Raw genomic sequence first — 19,651 nt, forward strand, 5'->3', positions numbered from 1 at the left:
GCCGGGTCAGCCGGTGACGGCGGCGCGCAGCCTCCGGTCGGCGGCGGTGCGCGGGGGAGTGCCGAGGTCGTCGGGTCCGAAGGAGCGCATCCAGCAGGCGAACTCGAGCAGCACGCCGTCGGGGTCCTGGAAGTAGAACGAGCGCACGTAGACGCCGTCGTGCATCTCCGGCGCCACCTGCGACGGGCTGTCGTCGTGGTTGACGATCGGGCCGACGCGGACGCCGGCGGCCTTGAGCTTGGCGCGGTACTCCTGGAACTTCTCCGGCGGGACGTCGAAGGCGACGTGGTTGAGCGAGCTGACCGCACTCGTCCACTCGCCGAAGCCGGGCTTCTCCTCCGGCGCCGAGATGCCGGGGACGCCGTCGGGCGCGTCGGGGAACCAGAAGAAGGCGAGCGAGTTGCCGTTGCCGGCGTCGAAGAAGAAGTGCTGACCGAGGTCGTCGGGCAGGTCGAGCGTCTTGAGGAGGGGCATGCCGAGGATGCCGCTGTAGAAGTCGACCGTGCGCTGCATGTCCGAGGACACCAGGGCCACGTGGTTGAAGCCGCGCAGCTCGAACTGGGTGTTGGCGTTGGCGGAGGTGCTCATCGTGGTGTCCTTCCGGTCGTCCCGAGGTAGAACCTGACACTAACATCAGATTCAGGTTTGCGCCAGGAAGACGGGATCGCCGGATCCCCGCCCGGGTTCCGGTAGAACTGACCTGTGACCAGCACGCAGGCGCCCCGTCCCACGCGGCGGGGCCGGCAGACCCTCGAGGCGATCGACGCCGCCGCGCGCAAGGTCATCGCCGAGAAGGGCTTCCTCAAGATGACGGTGGCCGACATCGTCAAGGAGGCCGGCAAGTCACCCGCCTCGTTCTACAACTACTACGACTCCAAGGAAGCGCTGCTCGAGCACTGGGCCCGCCAGTTCCAGGACGAGGCGCGCGAGCGCCTGGCCGAGGCGGAGCGGGTCGTCGGCAAGGACCCGCGCGAGCGGGTCGAGGCCGCGGCGCGCGCGCACTGGGAGACGTACCGGGCACGCCTGGCCGAGATGGTCGGCGTCTTCCAGCTCGCCATGATCAACGACGAGTTCGCGGCCGTCTGGGACGAGATCTGCTCCGAGGCCGAGGCGGGCATCGCCCGGGCCGTCGCGCGGGCCCAGGAGCGCGGGTTCGCGCCGGGAGCCGATGCCGCGCTGACCGCGCGCGCCATCGTCGCGATGCTCAACATGTTCTGCTACGAGAACCTCGCCAACGGCCGCGCGGCGCGCGTCGACGACGAGGCCTGCATCACGACGCTCGCGAACGCCTGGTACCACGCCATCTACTGGATCGAGTGAGGTCGGGCCCGACCGGGGACTAGTCCGGGTTCTGGGCCTGGAGCCGTAGTCCCGCCAGCAGCAGGTCGAGCCCGGCGCGGAACTGGTCGGCGTCGTCGTGGTCGGCGAACTCGTCGACGACCACGTGCAGGAACGGGTACGCCGCGGGGTCGAGCGCCCGCCACTCGGCGGCGTAGCGCGCCAGGAAGTCGTCCCGGGTGACCTTGCCGTCGAGGACCTCCTGCGGCGGCTGCTGCCCGAGGTCCGCGGCGATCCCGATCACGAACCCGAGGACCGCCGACACCGCGTGGAAGCTCTGCCGCGGGGTCAGCCCGAGGCGCAGCACCTGCTGCCCCATCCGCTCGTAGAGCAGGAGACCGTTGGGCTGGGTGGCCGTGTCGCGCATGAAGTACGCCGCCAGCCACGGTCGCTCGACGATGGTGCCGAAGAGCGACACCGCGATCGCCCGCAGGTCGTCGATCGGGTCCGGGCTGCCGGTGAAGCCCTCGGTGTCGACGAGGACGCCGGCCAGGACGTGGTCCGTGGCCCGGTCGAGGAGCTCGTCCTTGTTGGCGACGTACCAGTAGATGCTCGCGACGCCGCCGCCCAGCCGGGCGGCGAGCGCGCGGAAGGTCAGCGCCGGCTCGCCGGCCTCGTCGAGCAGGGCGACCGCCTCGCCGATGACCGCCTCCAGGGAGTGGGACGCCCGTCGGCGTCCGCCGCCGGCCCGCGCCGCGCCGGCCCGTGCCGCGCCCGCTCGCGCCGTCCCGCGCGCTTGGGTCGCGCCGGCCGTCACGGGGGTGTCGCCTCGTCCTGGTGCCGCTGCCATGAGTTCATCCCATCACATCGGGCGGGTGCGTCTTGCGTCGGATCGAACACTGTTCTATGTTATCGAACGTCGTTCGAGAATCGAACACCGTTCGAGCAAGGAGGTGTCCCATGACGCCCACTCCCACCAACCCCGCCTCCACGGGCGCAGCCGCGCCCACGAGGGCCGGTACGTACTCCTCCCTCCGCGCGGCGTGGATCCCGTTGGCCGCGCTGTGCCTGGCGTTCTTCGTCGAGATGGTCGACAACACGCTGCTCACCATCGCGCTGCCGACGATCGGTCGCGACCTGGGCAGCGGGACGACCGCGCTCCAGTGGGTGACGGGTGCCTACTCGCTGACGTTCGGCGGTCTCCTGCTCACGGCCGGGTCGCTGGCCGACCGGCTCGGACGGCGGCGGGTGCTCCTGGTCGGGCTGGCGGTGTTCGGGACGATCAGTCTCGCCGTGGTCGCGGTCGAGTCGGCGGGCGAGCTGATCGCGCTGCGCGCGGCGCTCGGCGTCGCGGCGGCGGCGATGGCTCCCATCACGAACTCGCTGGTGTTCCGGCTCTTCGACGACCAGGCGCTGCGGATGCGGGCGATGACGCTGATGATCGTGGTCGGGATGAGCGGGTTCATCCTCGGGCCGCTGCTCGGCGGGACCGCGCTGGCGCACGTGCGCTGGGAGTGGCTCCTCGTCGTCAACGCACCCATCGCGCTCGTCGCGTGGATCGGCGTCCGGGTCGGCGTGCCCGCGGACCGCCCCGAGGACCTGACCAGCGACCGGCTCGACCTCCCCGGCGCGGTGCTGAGCATCGCCGCGATCGGGTTCGCCTGCTACGCGCTGACCAGCGGCGTCGAGCACGGCTGGAGCTCCGCCGTGACCCTGGGGTCCGTCGCCGGTGCGGTGCTCGCGCTCGCCGGGTTCGTGCGGCACGAGCGGCGCACGCCGGAGCCGATGCTGGACCTCGGGGTGTTCTCCGACCGCACGGTCCGGGGCGCCGCCCTCGCCCAGGCCGGTACGTCGATCGCGCTGGCCGGCGTCATGTTCGGCCTGATCCTGCACTTCCAGTACGCCTACGGCTGGAGCCCGGTCCGCGCCGGACTGGCGAACCTGCCGCTGATCGTGACGATGATCGTCGCGACGCCGCTCTCCGAGGCGCTCGCCCGGCGGCTCGGTCACCGGATCGCGTGCCTGGTCGGCGCCGGTCTCCTCGCGGCCGCGCTGGCAGGGCTGGCGTGGGGCGTCGACCACGGCTACGCGGCGATCGCCGCCGCCATGGTGGTGCTGACGATCGGCCTGCGCACCGTGATGACGATCTGCGCGGTCGCGCTCGTCAGCGCGATGCCGAGCAACCGGACCTCCCTCGGCGCGGCGCTCAACGACACCGCGCAGGAGGTCGGGACGAGCGTCGGCACTGCTGTCGTCGGCACGCTGGTCGCCGCGCTCGTCACCGCCAGCCTCCCGGCCGGGGTGTGGAGCAGCGAGCTCGTGGCGTCGTTCTTCCACGGCGAGCGGATCATCTACGGCGTCCTCGCGGTCGTCGTCGGCGTGATCGCCGGCTGGGGTGCGCTGACGCTCACCGACTCCCGCTCGGTCGAGGAGCCCGAGCCCGAGGCTCTGGACGCCGCCGCCCGGCTCTGATACAAACCTGACATCAGATTCGTATCTAGGAGTGAGATGTCGAGCATCGAGCGCACCTTCGTCGGCCTGCCGTCCCTGAACCTCCCCCGCGCCGGGGCCGGTGGGCACCCGTGCCAGGGCATCTACCACCGGCGGGCGGGCACCCGGCCGAAGGTCGCCGTGATCGCCACGCACTACCAGATCGACTTCTCCGAGCACTACCTCGCGTCGTACCTGGCCGAGCGCGGATTCGGCTTCCTCGGCTGGAACACCCGGTTCCGTGGGGACGAGGCACACTTCCTGCTCGACCATGCGCTGAGCGACATCGGCGTCGGGGTGCGCTGGCTGCGCGAGGAGGCGGGCGCCGAGGCGGTGATCCTGCTCGGCAACTCGGGCGGCGGCTCCCTCATGGCGGCCTACCAGTCGCAGGCGGTCGAGCCGATGGTGACGGCGCTGCCGGGCATGCAGCTCGCCCGCGGGGTCGACGACCTGCCGCCGGCCGACGGCTACCTGTCGACCGCGGCCCACCTCGGCCGGCCCGACGTGCTGACCGCGTGGATGGACGGCGCGGCCACCGACGAGAGCGATCCCCTGGCCACCGATCCCGAGCTCGACCTGTGGAACCCCGCAAACGGCCCGGCGTACGACGACGCGTTCGTCGCGCGCTACCGGGCGGCCCAGGAGGCGCGCAACCACCGGATCACCGCCTGGGTCAAGGACGAGCTCGCCCGGCTCACGGCCGCCGGCTACCACGACCGGCCGTTCTCGGTCGCCCGCACCTGGGCCGACCCGCGGATGGTCGACCCGACGCTCGAGCCGACCAGGCGCGAGCCGAACAGCTGCTACGCCGGCGTCCCCGAGCGCGCGAACCGGTCGGTCTACGGCATCGCGTCGGCGTGCACGCTGCGGACCTGGCTCTCGCTCTGGAGCCTCGAGGACTCCCAGACCCGCGCCCACGCGCACCTGCCGAAGATCACCGTCCCGGCCCTGGTGGTCAACGGCAACGCCGACACCGGCGTCTTCCCCAGCGACGCGCAGGCGATCTTCGACCTGCTCGGCACGGACGACAAGGAGTCGCACGAGCTCGACGCCGACCACTACTTCCTCAACGAGGGGGCGCGCGACGAGGTCGCCGACCTGATCGAGGCGTGGCTCGGCAAGCGCTATGCCTGAGCCGATGATCGACCTCGCCGACCGCTTCTTCGCCGCCGCCGCGGCCCACGACCTCGATGCCGTCCGGGTGCTCTACGCCGACGACGCGCGGATCTGGCACAACTGGGACGACCACGAGCAGGACGTCGACGAGAACCTCGCCACCCTCGGCAGCCTGCCGCAGCGCTACGACCGGTTCGGCTACGACGCCGTGCGCACGGTCGCGCTCGCCGACGGCTTCGTGCGCCAGCACGACATCGTGGTCGCGCGCGGGGACCGGTCGGCCCGGGTCCCGGCGATCCTGCGCGGCTACGTCGCCGACGGCCGGATCACCCGGATCGAGGAGTACTTCGACCTCGGCCAGCTGGCCGCCGTCCGCGCCGGCTGAGCCTCGCGGCCGACCGCGTCTCGCCAGGCGGTTCCGAGGCCCGGACTGACTGGAACTGCCTCATCATGCTGTCATGGACGTGGCGAGTGCGGACGACCCCGCCTGGGTCGTCAAGCGGTGGCGCCGCTACGGCTACGACCGGCTCTACGTCGAGCGGCCCGACGGCGCCAAGGTCGGCTACTGGGACCTGGCCGCCGATACCGCTCACCCCAGCGCGCCCGGTGACGAGCCGCTGCTGCTGCGGGCCGTCACCGCCTGGAAGGACGGCGACCGGGGCGCCGCCGTCCCGCCCGAGGCCGACCCGGCGCCCGCCGCACCCGTGCCGTGGATCGACCTGGCGACCACTCCTCCGGGGGCGGCGGCCCGCGAGCAGGCCGAGGCGGCCCGCGCCGCCGCGCCGATCAAGACGGTGCTGGCGCGGGTGCTGGGCGTGCACACCGACGAGCGGGCGTGGCGGCTGGGTGCGGTCGGCGAGGAGCAGGTCGCCGCGCAGCTGGCCAAGGTCGCCCGCAACGACGCGCGCTGGTGCTTCCTGCACGCGATCCCGGTCGGCACCCGGGGCAGCGACATCGACCACCTGGTGATCGGGCCGGGCGGGGTGTTCACGGTCAACACCAAGCACCACCCGGGCGCGAGCATCTGGGTCGGGGGCGAGACGCTCCTGGTCAACGGGACCCGGCAGCCCTACGTCCGCAACGCGCGGCACGAGGCCGAGCGGGCGGGACGGCTGCTCAGCGCGGCGTGCGGCTTCCCGGTGCACGTCAGCGGGCTGGTGGTCCCGGTCAACACCGACGAGGTGGTGGTCAAGAGCCAGCCGGCCGGGGTGGCCGTGGTCCCGCGGCGCCGGCTGGCGGGGTGGCTGACCCGGCACGGCGAGATCCACCCGCCGGCGACCGTCGAGTCCATCTTCGCGATGGCCCGACGGTCGACGACGTGGCAGGCGTGAGCCGCGCGCCTCAGCGCTGCGGGACGGCGGCCGAGGTGCGCGAGGGCACCCGCAGGCCGGTCGAGGCACCGGCGCTGCGGAACGCCTGGACGGCGCCCTCGGTGTCGCCCACCTCGGTGAGGAGCTCGGCGAGCTCGAACCAGAGCTGCGCGGCGCGGCGGTCGGAGCCGGCCGCGGTGAGCGCGGTGACGCCGTCGCGGAACAGGGCGCGGGCGCCGTCGCGGTCGCCGTCGGCGAAGGCGATCCGGCCGCGGAGCACCGAGATCGACGCGCGGAGCACCGAGGCGTCGTCGGGGGCGGCGGCGGTGGCCTTCTCGACGCACTCGCGGGCGGCGTCGTGGGCGCCGAGCGCGAAGTGGGCCTTGCCGCGGGTGAGGTGGACGAGCGCCACCTCGGTGGCGGACGCGCCCGACCACGACAGCTCGGGCTCGGCGTCGGCCAGGGTGGCCAGCGCCGCGGCCGGGTCGGCCGGGTCGGCGAGCAGCTGGAGGTTGGCGACCTGGGCGCGCAGCGTGGCCAGGTTGCGGTTGTCGTCGCCGAGCGCGAAGAGGGCGAGGGCCTTGTCGGCGAGCTCGAGCGCGGCCTGGGTGCCGCCGCGCTCGGCCTCGGCCCGGCTCGCGGTCCAGTACGCCGTCGCCTTGTCGACCGCGGACGCGTGCTGCTCGGCGGCCTCGAGGGTCCGCGCGCACATGCGCATCGCCTGGCCGGTGTCGCCCTGCAGCTCGTAGGCGCCGGCGACGGTGACGGTGAGCTCGACCGCCTCGCTGAGCCCGGACAGGCCGAGCTCGTCGATCAGCGTGGCGGAGCGCTCGGCGATGCTGATGGCGCGGGTGTGGTCGCCGCTGTCGCGGTAGCAGCGGCACAGGGCGACGAGCGAGCGCAGCCAGCCGGCGTCGGGGGTGGGCGCGGAGGTGAGGTCCTCGAGGATGAGGATCGCGCCGTCGAGGTCGCCGGAGGCCTCGAGCGCGCCGGCGCGCACCTGGCGGGCGGCGCGCTGCACGAAGTCGATCCGCTCGGTGGCCGGGTCGTCGAGCACGAGGCCGACGGCGGCGAGCGCCGCGGCCGGGTCACCGGAGATGAGGCTGAGCCGGGCGTGGTCGACGGCCAGGCGCAGCTCGTGCACCTTGTCGCGGGGGACGTCGAGGAGCAGGTCCTCGAGCGTGACGCCCATCCGGTTGGCCATCCGTTCCAGGAGCCCGGCCTCGGGACGGCGCTGGCCGTCCTCGATCCGGGACAGGTAGGCCGCCGAGACGTCGTCGCCGGCGACCTGCGCCTGGGTCATCCCGGCAGCGACGCGCGCGATGCGCATGCGACGGCCGAGCTCTGCCGCGTCGATGGTGCGGCTCAGTTCCGCGAGGTGTGTGTCCACGACGTCTATTCTGCCTCGACTTGACAAGGAGCGGTATCAGGGACACGCATGTTGGAATCGTTCAACGGAGATTCGGCCTGCCGCCGTCGGGTGCCGCACCCGCCTGGGGGCCCAGGCAGACGGCCACGAGCTCGCCGGCGGCCTCGCCGCTGAAGACCGCCCAGCCACGGTCGAAGGAGACCAGCTCGGTGGCCCCACCGGGGGTGCGGACGATGGCGGTGCTCGGGATGACGTCGCGGTCGAACCCGGTGACCGAGCAGCGGTTGTGCTCCATCAGCGCGTCGAGCGGACCCATCGACAGACCGAGCTGGGTGGAGGGCGCGCTCGGCTGCGGCGTCGCCACGACGCCGACCGCACCGAAGCCGACCAGCAGGGTGAGCGCGGCGACCGTGGTCGCCGTCCGCACCGAGTGGATGCCGACCTGCAGCCAGCGAGGGGGCGTGATGGTGTCGCGCACCTGCGTCCCCCTCTTCGGTCGTTCCGTCCACGTTCGGCCCACGTTCGGTCCGTCGTGATCTCAACGACCTGGACGGCGCCGGGTCACGACCGGGTGACTACCGGCAGGATGGGTCCATGAGCATGACCTGGTTCGACTCCCCGACCGACGCGACGGCCCGGCTCGGGGCGGCCGGCTACCTCGCCGACGCCGCGACGGCGACCACCACGTTCCTCGCCGGCGCGCTCGAGAAGCCGCTCCTCCTGGAGGGTCCGGCCGGTGTCGGCAAGACCGAGCTGGCCAAGGCGGTCTCGCGTGCGACGGGCGCCGAGCTGGTCCGGCTGCAGTGCTACGAGGGTCTCGACGAGGCCCGGGCGCTCTACGAGTGGAACTACAAGAAGCAGTTGCTGGCGATCCAAGCCAGCGGCGCCGAGGCACAGGCAGGACCAGGGAGCACCGGAGACGGTGACCACCAATCCCGGCCATGGGAAGACCTGGACCGGAGCATCTTCACGGAGGAGTTCCTGCTGACCCGGCCGCTGCTCACGGCCATCCGGCGCGACGAGCCGACCGTCCTGCTCATCGACGAGGTCGACAAGACCGACATCGAGGTCGAGGGGCTGCTGCTCGAGGTGCTGAGCGACTTCCAGGTGACGATCCCCGAGCTGGGCACGGTCGCCGCGACCCGGCGCCCCTACGTCGTCCTCACCTCCAACGCGAGCCGCGAGCTCTCCGAGGCGGTGAAGCGGCGCTGCCTCTACCTGCACATCGACTACCCGGACGCCGCCCGCGAGCGGCAGATCCTGCAGCAGCAGGTGCCCGGCCTCGACGACCGGATCGCCGAGCAGCTCGTCGCCACCGTGGGCCGGCTGCGCGAGCTCGAGCTCAAGAAGGCACCGTCGATCGCCGAGTCGGTCGACTGGGCGCGCACCCTCATCGCGCTCGAGATCCGCGAGCTCGACGAGAAGGCGATCAAGGACACCCTCGGCGCCGTCCTCAAGCACCAGTCCGACCACGAGCGCGCGGTCAAGGAGCTCAAGCTGGCGAGGTCCTGACGATGACCGGCCCCGACGCGCACTCGGGTCTCCTCGACCGCCACCTGGCGTTCGTCGAGGCGCTGCGCGGCGCCGGTCTGTCGGTGTCGCTCGCCGAGGACCTCGATGCCGTGGCGGCGCTGGCCGCCGTCCACTGGTCCGACCGGGCGACGGTCCGCGACGCCTTCGCCGCGACGCTGGTCAAGAAGCAGACCCAGCGCACCACCTTCGACGCGCTCTTCGACGTCTACTTCCCCGCGATGGTGGGCGACGGCGCCGCCGGCGCCGAGGCGCCGGACGACGGCGCGCCGGGCCAGGTCAAGGACAACGCGGCCGCCCTCGCCGACTTCCGCGAGCGGCTGGCCGAGGCGCTCGCGGCCGGTGAGATCGACGAGGCGCAGCTGCGCCAGATGGCGGCCGAGATGGTCGGCGTCTTCGGGTCGATGCCCGGGCGCGGCCCGGGACTCTCGTCGTGGTCGGCCTACACCGCGCTGCAGCGCGTCGCCCCCCACGAGCTGGTCGACCGGCTCGTCCAGGGGCTGCTCGACGCCGGCACCGACGACGACGCCGCGCGCCGCCAGGCCAACCGGCGGATCGGCGAGTTCACCGGCCTCGTCGAGGACGACGCCCGCCGCCGGATCGCCGAGGAGAAGGGCCCCGACCACATCGCCGACGTCGCCGTCCGCCCGAGCATCGACAAGCTGGCGTTCATGGCCGCCCGGCGCACCGACCTCGACGAGATGCGCAAGGAGATCTTCCCGCTCGCCCGCCGGCTCGCGACCCGGCTGGCCAAGGAGCAGCACTCCCGGCACGCGCGGACCGCGCCGCTCGACTTCCGTCGCACGGTGCGCGCCTCGATCGCCACCGGCGGCGTCCCGATCACCACGCACCACCGGCCCAAGCGCCCGCACCGCACCGACCTGGTCGTGCTCTGCGACGTCAGCGGCTCGGTCGCCAACTTCGCCCAGTTCACGCTGCTCTTCGTGTTCGCGCTGCGCGAGGTCTTCCAGAGCATGCGGGCGTTCACCTTCATCGACCACGTGCACGAGGTGACCGGCCACTTCCGCCCGGGCGCCGACCCGGTCGACGTCCTCGCCGACCTCGCGGCGTCCGCCAGCCACGCGGCTCTGTGGGGCCGGACCAACTACGGCCGGGCGTTCACGAAGTTCGCCGAGAACCACGCCGACGCGCTCACCCCCAAGACCACGCTGCTGATCCTCGGCGACGCCCGCTCCAACTACAGCGACCTGCACGAGGACACCCTCAAGCAGCTCGCGGGATCGGTGAAGCGCACGTTCTGGCTCAACCCCGAGCACCAGCGCAACTGGGGGACCGGCGACTCGGCCGCGCCGACGTACGCCGAGATCGTGCGGATGATCGAGTGTCGCAACCTGACCCAGCTCAGCGAGTTCGTCCACGAGCTCGCCTGGTGATCCGGCAGTTTCACCGCCTAGGCGGTGAAACTGCCGGTTGGCCCACGGAACTCCCTGTGCCCAGGTCCGGTTTCACCGCCTAGGCGGTGAAACTGCCGCCGAGGTCAGGCGGTGTACTCGAGCGCCGGATCGGTCGGCGCCTTGCCGAACACCCGCAGGTCCTTGAAGTAGTTCATCTTGAGCCGCCACGGCTCGACCGAGCCCTGCTTGGGGAACTGCGTGATCGAGCGCATCACGTAGCCCGCCTCGAAGTCGAGGAAGGGCTCCTCGGCGACGGCCGGGTCGCGGCGGGGGACGACCACGCGCTTCCCGGTCTTCTCCATGTGCTGGAGCACGCGGACGACGTACTGGCAGACCAGGTCGGCCTTGAGCGTCCAGGAGGCGTTGGTGTAGCCGACGATGAAGGCGAAGTTGGGGATGTCGCTGAGCATCATCCCCTTGAACGCCATGGTGTCGGGCAGCTTGATGTCGGCGCCGTCGACGGCGAGCGTGGCGCCGCCGAAGACCTGGAGGTTGAGGCCGGTGGCGGTGACGACGATGTCGGCCTCGAGCTCGCGCCCGGACTCGAGGAGGATCCCGCGCTCGGTGAAGCGGGCGATGCGGTCGGTGACCATGTCGACGGTGTGCTTGCGCAGCGCCTTGAACAAGTCGCCGCGGGGGACGACGCACAGCCGCTGGTCCCAGGGGGCGTAGGGCGGCGTGAAGTGCTCGTCGTACGAGACGTCCTTGGGGAGCTGGCGCTCCGACATCTTGCGGATGAGCGCACGCGCCTCGCGCGGGCGGGCGCGGCAGAACTCGTAGAAGCCGATCGTCATCGCCAGGTAGCGGCCGCGGACGAGCTTGCCGGCGATCTTGTCGGGCAGCGTCTGCAGCAGGCGGTAGGAGATCGGGTCGGTGAGCGGCTGGCTGACGATGAACGTCGGCGTGCGCTGGAGCATCGTGACGTGCCCGGCGCCGGACTCGGCGAGCGAGGGGATCAGGGTGACGGCGGTCGCGCCGGAGCCGATCACGACGACCTTCTTGCCCTGGTAGTCGAGGTCCTCGGGCCAGTGCTGGGGGTGCACGACCTGGCCCTGGAAGTCCGCGAGGCCCGCGAAGTCGGGGGTGAAGCCCTCGTCGTAGCGGTAGTAGCCGGACGTCGACCACAGGAAGCTCGCCGTGATCTGCTTCGTCTCGCCGGTGTCGGTGCGCTCGACGGTGACCGTCCAGCGGGCGTCCTCGGTGGAGAAGTCGGCGTGCACCAGCTTGTGGTGGTAGCGGATGTGCTGGTCGATGCCGTTCTCGCGCGCGGCCTCCTGGAGGTAGGCGCGGATGTCGGCGCCGTCGGCGATGGCCTTCTTGCCCTTCCAGGGCTTCCAGCCGAAGCCGAGGGTGTACATGTCGGAGTCGGAGCGGATGCCCGGGTAGCGGAACAGGTCCCAGGTGCCGCCGAGGGCGTCGCGCATCTCGAGGATGGCGTACGACCGGGTCGGGAAGGCCTTGCCGACGTGGTAGGCCGCGTCGATGCCGGACAGGCCGGCGCCGACGATGAGGACGTCGAGGTGCTCCACGGAGTCGGACATCTACGCTTCCTTCAGGTTGAGGAGCTGCTCGACCGGCAGGTCGGGCACCTCGATGTTGCGGGATGCTGCGAGACCCTCGATCTGCAGCCAGGTCACGTCGGCCAGCAGCCGGGTGAACTGCGGTGCCGGCGGGCGCAGCTCCTCGCGAGAGCTCCAGTTGCGGACCGCGGCCATCACGCCGCCGACGAGCAGGAAGACCCACGGCGTCAGCGCGTCGCGGTCGTCCTCCTCGACGTCGGCCTCGAGGACGGCGAGGAAGCCGCCGATGACGAGCTCGATCTGCTCGGCGATCTGGCCGATCGCGAGGTCGAGCGGCTTGGTGGCGGCGCCGGGGATGTCCCGCTCGGCGAAGCGCATGAGGGCGACGTTGGCGGCGCCCCAGTCGACGTACGCGTGGACGATCCGCTCGACGATCTCGCGCGGGGTGCCCTCGAGCGTGACCGCGGCGAGCAGCAGCTCGCCGGCGCGCGTGCAGATCTCCTGCTGGATGGCGACGTCGAGGTCGGTGCGGTCGTCGAAGTAGCGGTAGAGCACGGTGCGGTGCACGGATGCCTCGTCGGCGATCAGCTGCACGCTCAGCTCGGCGCCCGGCTCGAGGTCGCGGGCGAGCACGGTCAGGGCGGCGTCGATGACGGCCTGCCGGCGATCGGCGTTGTGCTGCTGCCAACGCCGCTTCCGGCCGTCGGTCTGGTCGCGTCTCCCACTCGGGGCAGCCACGGCGACACCTCCTCGCATCGTCACGATGTCAGCGACACCGTACGACGAAGCAGCCCGCGGCGCCGGGTCGCGACCGGGGCGGCGGCGACCGAGCGCTGCTCGGCGACGTCGGTGATCTTGGCCCGGGGCCGGCCCGCCTGCGCCCCCCGCTCGCGCTCGGCGGCGTCGAGCCGCTGCCACGCGGCGAGGTCGGCGGACTGGGGGTGCCGCTCGGCGACGAGTGCGGCGATGGCCGCCGCGGAGCCGGTGGGGGCGGGGAGGCCGGCGTCGAGGTCGTCGAGGATCGTCTCGACGGTCTCCTGCGCATCGGTCTTGTTGGTGCCGATGAAGCCGACCGGGCCGCGCTTGATCCAGCCGACCACGTAGAGCCCCGGCTCGACCCGGCCCTGGTGGTTCGGCACGGTGGCGGTGCGCTCGTCGAAGGGCAGCCCGGCGACGGGCGTGCCGCGGTGGCCGACGGAGCGGACGACGAGACCGGCCTCGATGGTGCGGACGTCGTCGGTCGGCACGGCGCGGACGGTGCCGTCGGCGTCGGTGACGAGCTCGTTGCGGGCAACGCGGACGCCGCTCACCCGGCCGTCGGCCCCGAGCACCTCGACCGGGGAGGAGGCGAACGCGAGCACGATCCGGCGGCGGGTGGACGCGAGGTCGACGGGCCGCTCGGCGAGCTCGCGGAGCAGCGCGCTGCGCTGGTCGTCGCCGGTGAGCAGCGCCGGGTCGGCCTCGACGAGCACGTCGACGTCGTCGAGCGCGGCCAGGCCGATCAGCTCGGGGACGGTGAACGCGGCCTGGGCCGGTCCGCGGCGGCCGAGCACGAGGACCTCGCGCACCGCGCTGGCCCGCAGCCGGTCGAGCGGTCCGGGAGCCAGGTCGGTGCGCTCGAGCACGTCGATCGGGCGGGCCAGGATGCGCGCGACGTCGAGCGCGACGTTGCCGTTGCCGACGACGACCGCCCGCTCGTGCGCCAGCGGGACGTCGAGCGCCTGCTGGTCGGGGTGGCCGTTGTACCAGCCGACGAGCGCGGTGGCGGCGACCGAGCCCGCGAGCTCCTCGCCGGGGATGCCGAGGCTGCGGTCGGCGGAGGCGCCGACGGCGTAGACGACGGCGTCGTAGTGGGCGCGCAGGTCGGCGAGGGTGACGCCGCCGGGGTGCTCGGGGGCACCGACCGGCACGTCGAGGAAGTAGCGGAAGCGCGGCTGCCGCTCGATCGCCTCGAAGAGCCGGGTGACCAGCTTGGTCGAGGCGTGGTCGGGCGCGACGCCGTGCCGGACCAGGCCGTAGGGCGTGCGCAGCCGGTCGTAGACGTCGACGCCGCCGACCTCGGGGTGCTTGAGCAGCTCGTCGGCCGTGTAGAGCCCGGCCGGACCGGCGCCGACCACCGCGACCCGGAACGGTCCGGTGCGGGTGAGCCGGCGCTGCTGCGGGACCAGCGCTACCGGCGTCCGGTCGGCATGGGGGAAGGCGTCGTAGTAGGAGGCGTTGAGGTCGAGGAAGGGCAGCTGCTTCGTCGTCAGCGCGGCATCGGGCACCATCGCGCCCACCGGGCACGCCGTGGCGCAGGCACCGCAGCCGACGCAGGAGCTCGCGTCGACGTAGACCATCTCGGTGGTGCCGAAGCCCGGCTCGCCGGGCGCGGGGTGGATGCAGTTGACCGGGCAGGCGACGACGCACGAGGCGTCGGCGCAGCACGACTGCGTGACGACGTAGGCCATGACGGGGGGGTCTGGTCCTGGTCAGACCGCGGCGGACTTGGGCTCGCTGCGGAACCGCGAGGGACGCCCGTCGATGCCGAGCATCCGCCACACGCGGCGCGAGACCCGGTTCATCAGGCCGAGCTCGTCGGCGAGCATGCGCACGTCGCCGAAGGTGTCGCGCAGGAGCTTCTCGGACTTCTCCGACTTCCAGTAGACCTCGCGCATGACGCTCTTGGGGATGCCGAGGTCCTTCTGCATCTGCTTGCTGGGCTTCATGATCACGTCGCACAGCAGCCGCATGATGACCGGGAACGCGAGCGACAGGCCGAAGCGCTGGAGCGTGCCGTAGTCCTTGGAGCGCTCGACCAGGTAGGAGTGCGCGAAGCCGATGTGGCGGGCCTCCTCGGCCACGTGGATCTGCATCACCCGGGTGATGATCGGGTGCATGTCGTGCCCCGAGCGGAGCACCGACTTCTGCAGGTAGTCGATCGGCTCCTCGCCGGCGAGGATGCCGAAGAAGAAGATGTTGGGCATCGGCCGCCCGGCCAGCGCGAGGAACGGCGCGATCTTGAGGAACCAGGTGGGTCCGCCCTGGACGTCGATGCCGATCCGGTTGACGGCCTCCTGGAACATCTGGGTGTGGTGACACTCCTCGGTCACCTCGTGCGTCGAGTAGCGGAACTCGGCGCGGTTGTTGGGCATCGTCATGAGGTGGTTCATGACGCCGCCGATGAGGAGCTGCTCGAACTGGAGGCCGACCTTGGCGATATTGGCCATCCGGTACATGCCGACCTCGATCTGGCGCTCCTGGGGGAGCGAGCGGTACCAGTCGGTGCCGCCGAGCGAGTCGACCTCGGGGAGGATCCAGCGCGGGTCGTCGGGGACGACGGCGAGCTCGGGGCTGTCCCACGCAATGTCGAGGAAGGCGTCGAAGTGCTGGTGGACCGAGGCCTCGGACAGCACGCGGAGCGTGTCCTGGTAGCTGAGGTCGGTCGTGTCGACGGGGGTGTCGGCGGTCGCAGTCATGTCGTCGGTCCGTTTCTCGTCATCGAAATCAGGAGCATGCGCGGTGTTAGCGCAACACCATGTTGCGTACATTGACCCCGGTTTTGTCAAGCAGTTCGTCGAAGATTTGAGTACTCGGGCCCAGCCTGGGCGGCGCCCGGGTGATCAGGATCTCTTCCATGTCGCACGCCCTGCTGCCCTCCGCCGCCGCCCTCGCCGACCGCACCCCACCCGAGCGCAACCGGGTCGTCGACCTGCTGCGCGCCGCGGCGATCCTGGTCGTCGTCCTCGGGCACTGGCTGATGGCGGCCGTGTACGTCGACCGCGACGGCGGCCTGCACCGCGGCGACCTGCTCGACCTCGCCGGGTGGACGCACCCGCTCACCTGGGTGCTCCAGGTGATGCCGGTCTTCTTCCTGGTCGGCGGCTACGCCAACGCCCTGTCGTGGCGCTCGGCCCGCCGCCGCGCCCAGCCGTACGGCGGCTGGCTGCGCTCGCGGCTGCGCCGGCTCGTGCTGCCGGTGCTCCCGCTCATGGTGTTCTGGGCGGTCCTGGCGCCGTCGGCGCACGCGCTGGGCGCCGACCCGGACCTGCTCCGGATCGCCAGCCGGGCCTCGCTGGTGCCGACCTGGTTCCTCGCGGCGTACGTCGTCGTGGTGGCGCTGGCCCCGCTGACGCTGGCCGTGTGGGAGCGGGCCGGCTGGTGGGCCGTCGGCGGCGGGCTCGCCCTGGCCGGTCTGGTCGACTACGTCAGCGTCAGCCGCGACCTGCTCGCGGTGGGCTTCCTCAACTACGTGCTCGTGTGGTCGACGGTGCACATGCTCGGCTACGCCTGGCTCGACGGCCGGCTGGCCTCGGCCGGACGCCGGCTCGCTCTGGTGGCGCTCGGGCTCGGCGTCCTCTGGCTGCTCACGGTGCACGGGCCCTACGCCGTCTCGATGGTCGGCGTCCGCACCGACGAGATCGACAACGCCTACCCGACGCGCGTCACCCAGGGCTTCCTCGGGCTGCTCCAGGCCGGTGTGGTGCTCACCCTGGAGCCGCTGCTGCAGCGCCTCGTCGCCCGGCGCCGCGTGTGGGTCGCCACGGTGCTGGTCAACGCCCGGATCATGAGCATCTACCTGTGGCACCTGACCATGCTCGGAGCGCTCGTCGCTGGCTCGCTGGCGCTCGACGGGCTCGGGCTGCACCGGCTGCCCGACACGGGCGGCTGGTGGGCGACCCGGCCGCTGTACTTCGCGGTGCTGGCGCTGCTGACGGCCGGCGCGGTCGCCGTCGTCGGGCGCTTCGAGACCCCCGCCGCCGACCCCCGCCCGGCGCCCGCGCCGTGGCGACCGGTGCTGGCCGTGCTGGGGGTCTGCGGCGGCCTGGGGGCGCTGGCGGCGCTCGGGATCACCCGGGACGGAGTGGTGCTGTGGTGGCTGCCGCTGGTGCCGCTCGCGGCCTGCCTCGCCGGGGGAGTGGTCCGGCTGCCCGGTAGCCTCGACCGCCGTGGAGCGGAGCAGTGACGCGGACGGACTCGCCTGGGTGGTCGTGCAGTACCCGACCCAGACCAAGCGTCGCGACGACTGGCTGATCGACCACGCGAGCGAGTGGCTCGGGAGCGTCCTGGCCGAGCGCGGTCTCGGTCATGTCGACGGGCACGACCGCGGCAAGCGGATCTCCGACGGCGCGCTCGTCGTCAACATCTTCGCCCGGGTGAGCGACGCGGAGGCGGGCTGCACGGCCGCGATGAGCGCGCTGCGCCAGGGCCGCGCCGACGAGCGGCGAGCGACCATCGCGCACCGCGCCGACGACGGCGACACGTGGACCGTCCGGTACGCCCGGACCTCGGGCAGGCTGCCCGGCGAGTTCAGCCTCTGAGGTAGCCCGCCGCGCGCCAGCGCTCGAGCGCCGCGCGCAGGTCGGGGTGGTCGGCCCGGTCGGCCGCCCGGCCCCCGGCGACGAGGGCGGGGACGCCGGGCTCGGAGCCGGCGTCGTAGACGACGGTGACCCGGTTGGGCGTGCCGGCGTTGATGAGCGAGCCGAGGAGCGCGACGGGGTCGGAGCGGTCCTCGAGCGAGAGCACCTGGACGTCGGCGGGCAGCGCCGGCAGCTGGGCCGCCGGGGCGTTGGCCGTGACCACCTGGTCGACGACGAAGCCGGGCAGGTCGGTGCGGGTGGCGACCTCGAGGGCGGCCGCGCCGCCGCTGCCGCGCCCGACGAGCATCACCCGGGTGGGCTCGGGACCGGGCTCGACCGCGGCGCCGAGCGTCCGGATCACCGCGCCGGCCTGGCCGGAGGCATCGCCCGAGACGAGCCGGAGCCGGCCCGGGGCCGGCTCGGGCGTGCCGCCGCCGGAGACGAGCACGACGAGACGGCCGGGGCCGACCCGCAGCACCCGCACCGGCTCGTGGTCGGAGCCGCCGACGAGGAGCGCCATCAGGTCGCCCAGCCCGGTGGGCACGGCGTCGGGGTCGCCGACGGTGATCGTGCCGGGGGCCGTGGCGGTGGTCGCGTCGGCGCCCTCGGTGAGGTCGACGGCGACGTCGCGCAGCGCGGCCGCCCAGTCGTCGGTCAGGGGCGTGATGCCGGCCGCGCGCAGGCCGCCGGCCCGGGCCGCGGCCCCGCTCTCGCCGGAGTGCACGCCCGCAGTGAGGAGTCCCCGCATCTGCAGGCTGTCGAGCACGCCGCCACCGGTGGTGACGTGCTCCATCAGCTCGGGGTTCGCCTCGGCCAGCTCGCCCAGGTAGGCCGCGACGCCGTCGCGGTCGAGGGCGTCGGTCTCGATCAGGCCGGCGGCCACGATGGCGCCGCCGAGGTTGACCTCGGGCGCGAGGTAGCCGATCGCCTTGCCGGCGATGGAGCCCAGCGTCTGGTAGGCGGCGGCCTGGAGCTCGTCGATCCAGCGGTAGGTGAGCACGGTGGCGCGGAGCACGAGCGCGTCGGCGTCGAGCTCGATGGAGCGGCCGAGCAGACCGCCCTTGCCCGTCGTCGCGGCCCGGACCTCCTCGTCGGCGATCGCCCACGTGGCCGGCGAGAGGGGCGCGGACTCGGCGACGTCGGGATCGCCGAGGACGTCGCGGCCCAGCTGGGCCCACGAGCGCATCTGGGCGCCCGCGTCGTCGAAGAGGTCGGCCAGGCGCAGCATCTGGTCGTACTTGTCGGCGAGGTCCGCGACCTCGACCGCGGTCGGTGCCGGCGCCGGGGCCGGCGCTGCGGCCGGGGGTGCCTGCTGCTCGCGGGTCATCGCGCCGCCTCGCCGAGCACCGGCGCCACCACGGCGGCGAGGTCGTCGGGGACGACGCTGCGGACCTCGAGCCGCAGGACGCCGTCGGCGTGGTGCGGTCGCAGCGCGCGCCAGCCGTCGGCGAGCAGCGACCACGAGACGACGCCCACGGTGTCGACGGCATCGCCCGAGACGTCGGCGACGAGCGCGCGCAGCCGGCCCCGGGCCTCGCCCGAGAGCGCGGTGAGGATCCGCACGACGACGTCGTCGGCCAGCGGGCCGTCGGCGCCGTGCACCCGGCCGGTGTGGCGTGCCGCGAGCACCGGCAGCAGGTCGCCGCGCCCGGCGCTGCCGGCCTCGGCGGCCGCGTCGGCGAGCTCGAACGGCAGGTCGACGTACGCCGGGACGGCGGAGCGGCCGAGGTCGACCTCCTCGGAGAGGACCGCGATCCGGGCCAGCTCGGCCGGCCACGCGTCGGTGCCGAACCAGCCGACCTCGAAGACCAGCCCGTCGGCGGTGGCGAGGGAGGCGACCGCGGCGCCGTCCTGGCGGTGCCAGACCTTGGCCTGGACGCCGGCCATGGCGACGTCGACGTCGAGCGCGAGGCGCGGAGCCGCGAGCAGCCCGATGGCGCCCGCCAGACCCGGGTCGAGCCGGGTGCCGGTGGGGTCGACGAGGCCGCGGCGGCCCAGCGACTCGGCCGGGTCGTGGAGGGCGGCGACCACGCTGCGGTAGGCCTGGTCGTCGAGGGTGGCGGGGCTGCGGCCGAGCCGGGCCTGCATGGCGTCGGTGTCGCGCGGCGGCGCGAGCTCGAAGGGGAGCGGCGCCCCGCCGGCCAGGTGCGCCGCGTGCTGGAGCTCAGCGAGGGTGAGCCCGATCCGCCGCGGGGCGGCGACGAGCGCGGTGCCGGTGCCGGTGGGTGCCGGTGCCGGGGTGGCGCCGACGGTGCCGACGGTGGTCAGGTCGATGGTGGGCACG

Annotated in this window: 19 protein-coding genes; 9 read left to right on the forward strand and 10 right to left on the reverse strand. The window is 73.0% G+C overall.

The annotated features are described in order from the left end of the window. Nucleotides 1-6: 6 nt before the first annotated feature. Complete coding sequence (locus BM223_RS01720) at nucleotides 7-588, reverse strand: VOC family protein (RefSeq protein ID WP_038682115.1); 582 nt, start codon at nucleotides 586-588, stop codon at nucleotides 7-9. Nucleotides 589-702: 114 nt separating this feature from the next. Here BM223_RS01720 and BM223_RS01725 point away from each other — a divergent pair, with 114 nt between their 5' ends. Continuing rightward, nucleotides 703-1,320: a TetR/AcrR family transcriptional regulator gene (locus tag BM223_RS01725; protein ID WP_038682114.1), complete on the forward strand. Its 618-nt coding sequence runs from the start codon at nucleotides 703-705 to the stop codon at nucleotides 1,318-1,320. A gap of 19 nt (nucleotides 1,321-1,339) precedes the next feature. Here BM223_RS01725 and BM223_RS01730 read toward each other — a convergent pair whose 3' ends face one another. Next, nucleotides 1,340-2,128, reverse strand: a complete 789-nt coding sequence (locus tag BM223_RS01730) for a TetR/AcrR family transcriptional regulator (protein WP_082003817.1) — start codon at nucleotides 2,126-2,128, stop codon at nucleotides 1,340-1,342. A 110-nt stretch (nucleotides 2,129-2,238) separates the two neighbouring features. Between BM223_RS01730 and BM223_RS01735 the strand changes: the two genes are divergently transcribed. From BM223_RS01735 to BM223_RS27745, 4 genes are all read left to right on the forward strand, one after another. Then, entirely contained in the window at nucleotides 2,239-3,750 is a 1,512-nt protein-coding gene (locus BM223_RS01735; protein ID WP_052139074.1) for an MFS transporter, read from the forward strand. A gap of 36 nt (nucleotides 3,751-3,786) precedes the next feature. Then, nucleotides 3,787-4,902, forward strand: coding sequence for an alpha/beta hydrolase (locus BM223_RS01740; protein ID WP_038682113.1), 1,116 nt, complete (start codon nucleotides 3,787-3,789; stop codon nucleotides 4,900-4,902). After that, on the forward strand, nucleotides 4,895-5,269 hold the full coding sequence (locus BM223_RS01745) for a nuclear transport factor 2 family protein (protein ID WP_038682112.1): 375 nt from the start codon (nucleotides 4,895-4,897) through the stop codon (nucleotides 5,267-5,269). The genes BM223_RS01740 and BM223_RS01745 overlap by 8 nt, the downstream gene beginning before the upstream one ends. Before the next feature lie 73 nt (nucleotides 5,270-5,342). Then, on the forward strand, nucleotides 5,343-6,215 hold the full coding sequence (locus tag BM223_RS27745; protein WP_082003815.1) for a nuclease-related domain-containing protein: 873 nt from the start codon (nucleotides 5,343-5,345) through the stop codon (nucleotides 6,213-6,215). A gap of 10 nt (nucleotides 6,216-6,225) precedes the next feature. Here BM223_RS27745 and BM223_RS01755 read toward each other — a convergent pair whose 3' ends face one another. Both BM223_RS01755 and BM223_RS01760 read right to left on the reverse strand, forming a co-directional pair. Beyond that, complete coding sequence (locus BM223_RS01755; protein WP_141267412.1) at nucleotides 6,226-7,584, reverse strand: helix-turn-helix domain-containing protein; 1,359 nt, start codon at nucleotides 7,582-7,584, stop codon at nucleotides 6,226-6,228. A gap of 61 nt (nucleotides 7,585-7,645) precedes the next feature. After that, the gene (locus BM223_RS01760) at nucleotides 7,646-8,041 is read right to left on the reverse strand and encodes a hypothetical protein (protein ID WP_038682110.1); all 396 of its coding nucleotides are present in this window, start codon (nucleotides 8,039-8,041) and stop codon (nucleotides 7,646-7,648) included. Nucleotides 8,042-8,157: 116 nt separating this feature from the next. Between BM223_RS01760 and BM223_RS01765 the strand changes: the two genes are divergently transcribed. Both BM223_RS01765 and BM223_RS01770 read left to right on the forward strand, forming a co-directional pair. Continuing rightward, nucleotides 8,158-9,075: an AAA family ATPase gene (locus BM223_RS01765; RefSeq protein ID WP_038682108.1), complete on the forward strand. Its 918-nt coding sequence runs from the start codon at nucleotides 8,158-8,160 to the stop codon at nucleotides 9,073-9,075. Between the two features lie 2 nt (nucleotides 9,076-9,077). Next, nucleotides 9,078-10,487 carry a VWA domain-containing protein gene (locus BM223_RS01770; protein WP_038682107.1) on the forward strand — a complete coding sequence of 470 codons (1,410 nt, stop codon included), beginning with the start codon at nucleotides 9,078-9,080 and terminating at the stop codon, nucleotides 10,485-10,487. A gap of 104 nt (nucleotides 10,488-10,591) precedes the next feature. Here BM223_RS01770 and BM223_RS01775 read toward each other — a convergent pair whose 3' ends face one another. From BM223_RS01775 to BM223_RS01790, 4 genes are read right to left on the reverse strand one after another with little or no spacing between them, the layout of a single operon-like run. Continuing rightward, nucleotides 10,592-12,049: a flavin-containing monooxygenase gene (locus BM223_RS01775; protein ID WP_038682106.1), complete on the reverse strand. Its 1,458-nt coding sequence runs from the start codon at nucleotides 12,047-12,049 to the stop codon at nucleotides 10,592-10,594. Next, on the reverse strand, nucleotides 12,050-12,766 hold the full coding sequence (locus tag BM223_RS01780; RefSeq protein WP_038682105.1) for a TetR/AcrR family transcriptional regulator: 717 nt from the start codon (nucleotides 12,764-12,766) through the stop codon (nucleotides 12,050-12,052). It lies immediately after the preceding gene. 20 nt (nucleotides 12,767-12,786) lie between these two features. Next, nucleotides 12,787-14,478 (reverse strand): FAD-dependent oxidoreductase, encoded by a 1,692-nt coding sequence (locus BM223_RS01785; protein ID WP_038682104.1) that lies wholly within the window; start codon nucleotides 14,476-14,478, stop codon nucleotides 12,787-12,789. Nucleotides 14,479-14,499: 21 nt separating this feature from the next. Further along, nucleotides 14,500-15,486: an AurF N-oxygenase family protein gene (locus BM223_RS01790; protein WP_038682103.1), complete on the reverse strand. Its 987-nt coding sequence runs from the start codon at nucleotides 15,484-15,486 to the stop codon at nucleotides 14,500-14,502. 158 nt (nucleotides 15,487-15,644) lie between these two features. Between BM223_RS01790 and BM223_RS01795 the strand changes: the two genes are divergently transcribed. Then, a complete protein-coding gene (locus BM223_RS01795) occupies nucleotides 15,645-16,973 on the forward strand; it encodes an acyltransferase family protein (protein ID WP_038682102.1) in 1,329 nt (442 codons plus the stop codon). Beyond that, nucleotides 16,957-17,328, forward strand: a complete 372-nt coding sequence (locus BM223_RS01800; RefSeq protein ID WP_052139073.1) for a hypothetical protein — start codon at nucleotides 16,957-16,959, stop codon at nucleotides 17,326-17,328. The genes BM223_RS01795 and BM223_RS01800 overlap by 17 nt, the downstream gene beginning before the upstream one ends. Here BM223_RS01800 and BM223_RS01805 read toward each other — a convergent pair. Together BM223_RS01805 and BM223_RS01810 are read right to left on the reverse strand one after the other, a co-directional pair. Further along, nucleotides 17,318-18,694 (reverse strand): hypothetical protein, encoded by a 1,377-nt coding sequence (locus BM223_RS01805; RefSeq protein WP_038682101.1) that lies wholly within the window; start codon nucleotides 18,692-18,694, stop codon nucleotides 17,318-17,320. The genes BM223_RS01800 and BM223_RS01805 overlap by 11 nt on opposite strands. Continuing rightward, nucleotides 18,691-19,650: a hypothetical protein gene (locus BM223_RS01810; protein ID WP_038682100.1), complete on the reverse strand. Its 960-nt coding sequence runs from the start codon at nucleotides 19,648-19,650 to the stop codon at nucleotides 18,691-18,693. The genes BM223_RS01805 and BM223_RS01810 overlap by 4 nt, the downstream gene beginning before the upstream one ends. Between the last annotated feature and the right edge of the window lies 1 nt (nucleotide 19,651).

The sequence above is a fragment of the Pimelobacter simplex genome, from assembly GCF_900114845.1.
Classification (GTDB): Bacteria; Actinomycetota; Actinomycetes; order Propionibacteriales; family Nocardioidaceae; genus Nocardioides; species Nocardioides simplex.

What these genes read in the sequence shown, in the direction of transcription:
- BM223_RS01720 (WP_038682115.1), bottom strand. Translation starts at nt 588, where the DNA reads ATGAGCACCTCCGCCAACGCCAACACCCAGTTCGAGCTGCGCGGCTTC.
- BM223_RS01805 (WP_038682101.1), bottom strand. Translation starts at nt 18,694, where the DNA reads ATGACCCGCGAGCAGCAGGCACCCCCGGCCGCAGCGCCGGCCCCGGCG.
- BM223_RS01785 (WP_038682104.1), bottom strand. Translation starts at nt 14,478, where the DNA reads ATGGCCTACGTCGTCACGCAGTCGTGCTGCGCCGACGCCTCGTGCGTC.
- BM223_RS01790 (WP_038682103.1), bottom strand. Translation starts at nt 15,486, where the DNA reads ATGACTGCGACCGCCGACACCCCCGTCGACACGACCGACCTCAGCTAC.
- BM223_RS27745 (WP_082003815.1), top strand. Translation starts at nt 5,343, where the DNA reads ATGGACGTGGCGAGTGCGGACGACCCCGCCTGGGTCGTCAAGCGGTGG.
- BM223_RS01740 (WP_038682113.1), top strand. Translation starts at nt 3,787, where the DNA reads ATGTCGAGCATCGAGCGCACCTTCGTCGGCCTGCCGTCCCTGAACCTC.
- BM223_RS01735 (WP_052139074.1), top strand. Translation starts at nt 2,239, where the DNA reads ATGACGCCCACTCCCACCAACCCCGCCTCCACGGGCGCAGCCGCGCCC.
- BM223_RS01765 (WP_038682108.1), top strand. Translation starts at nt 8,158, where the DNA reads ATGAGCATGACCTGGTTCGACTCCCCGACCGACGCGACGGCCCGGCTC.
- BM223_RS01775 (WP_038682106.1), bottom strand. Translation starts at nt 12,049, where the DNA reads ATGTCCGACTCCGTGGAGCACCTCGACGTCCTCATCGTCGGCGCCGGC.
- BM223_RS01770 (WP_038682107.1), top strand. Translation starts at nt 9,078, where the DNA reads ATGACCGGCCCCGACGCGCACTCGGGTCTCCTCGACCGCCACCTGGCG.
- BM223_RS01730 (WP_082003817.1), bottom strand. Translation starts at nt 2,128, where the DNA reads ATGGCAGCGGCACCAGGACGAGGCGACACCCCCGTGACGGCCGGCGCG.
- BM223_RS01795 (WP_038682102.1), top strand. Translation starts at nt 15,645, where the DNA reads ATGTCGCACGCCCTGCTGCCCTCCGCCGCCGCCCTCGCCGACCGCACC.
- BM223_RS01745 (WP_038682112.1), top strand. Translation starts at nt 4,895, where the DNA reads ATGCCTGAGCCGATGATCGACCTCGCCGACCGCTTCTTCGCCGCCGCC.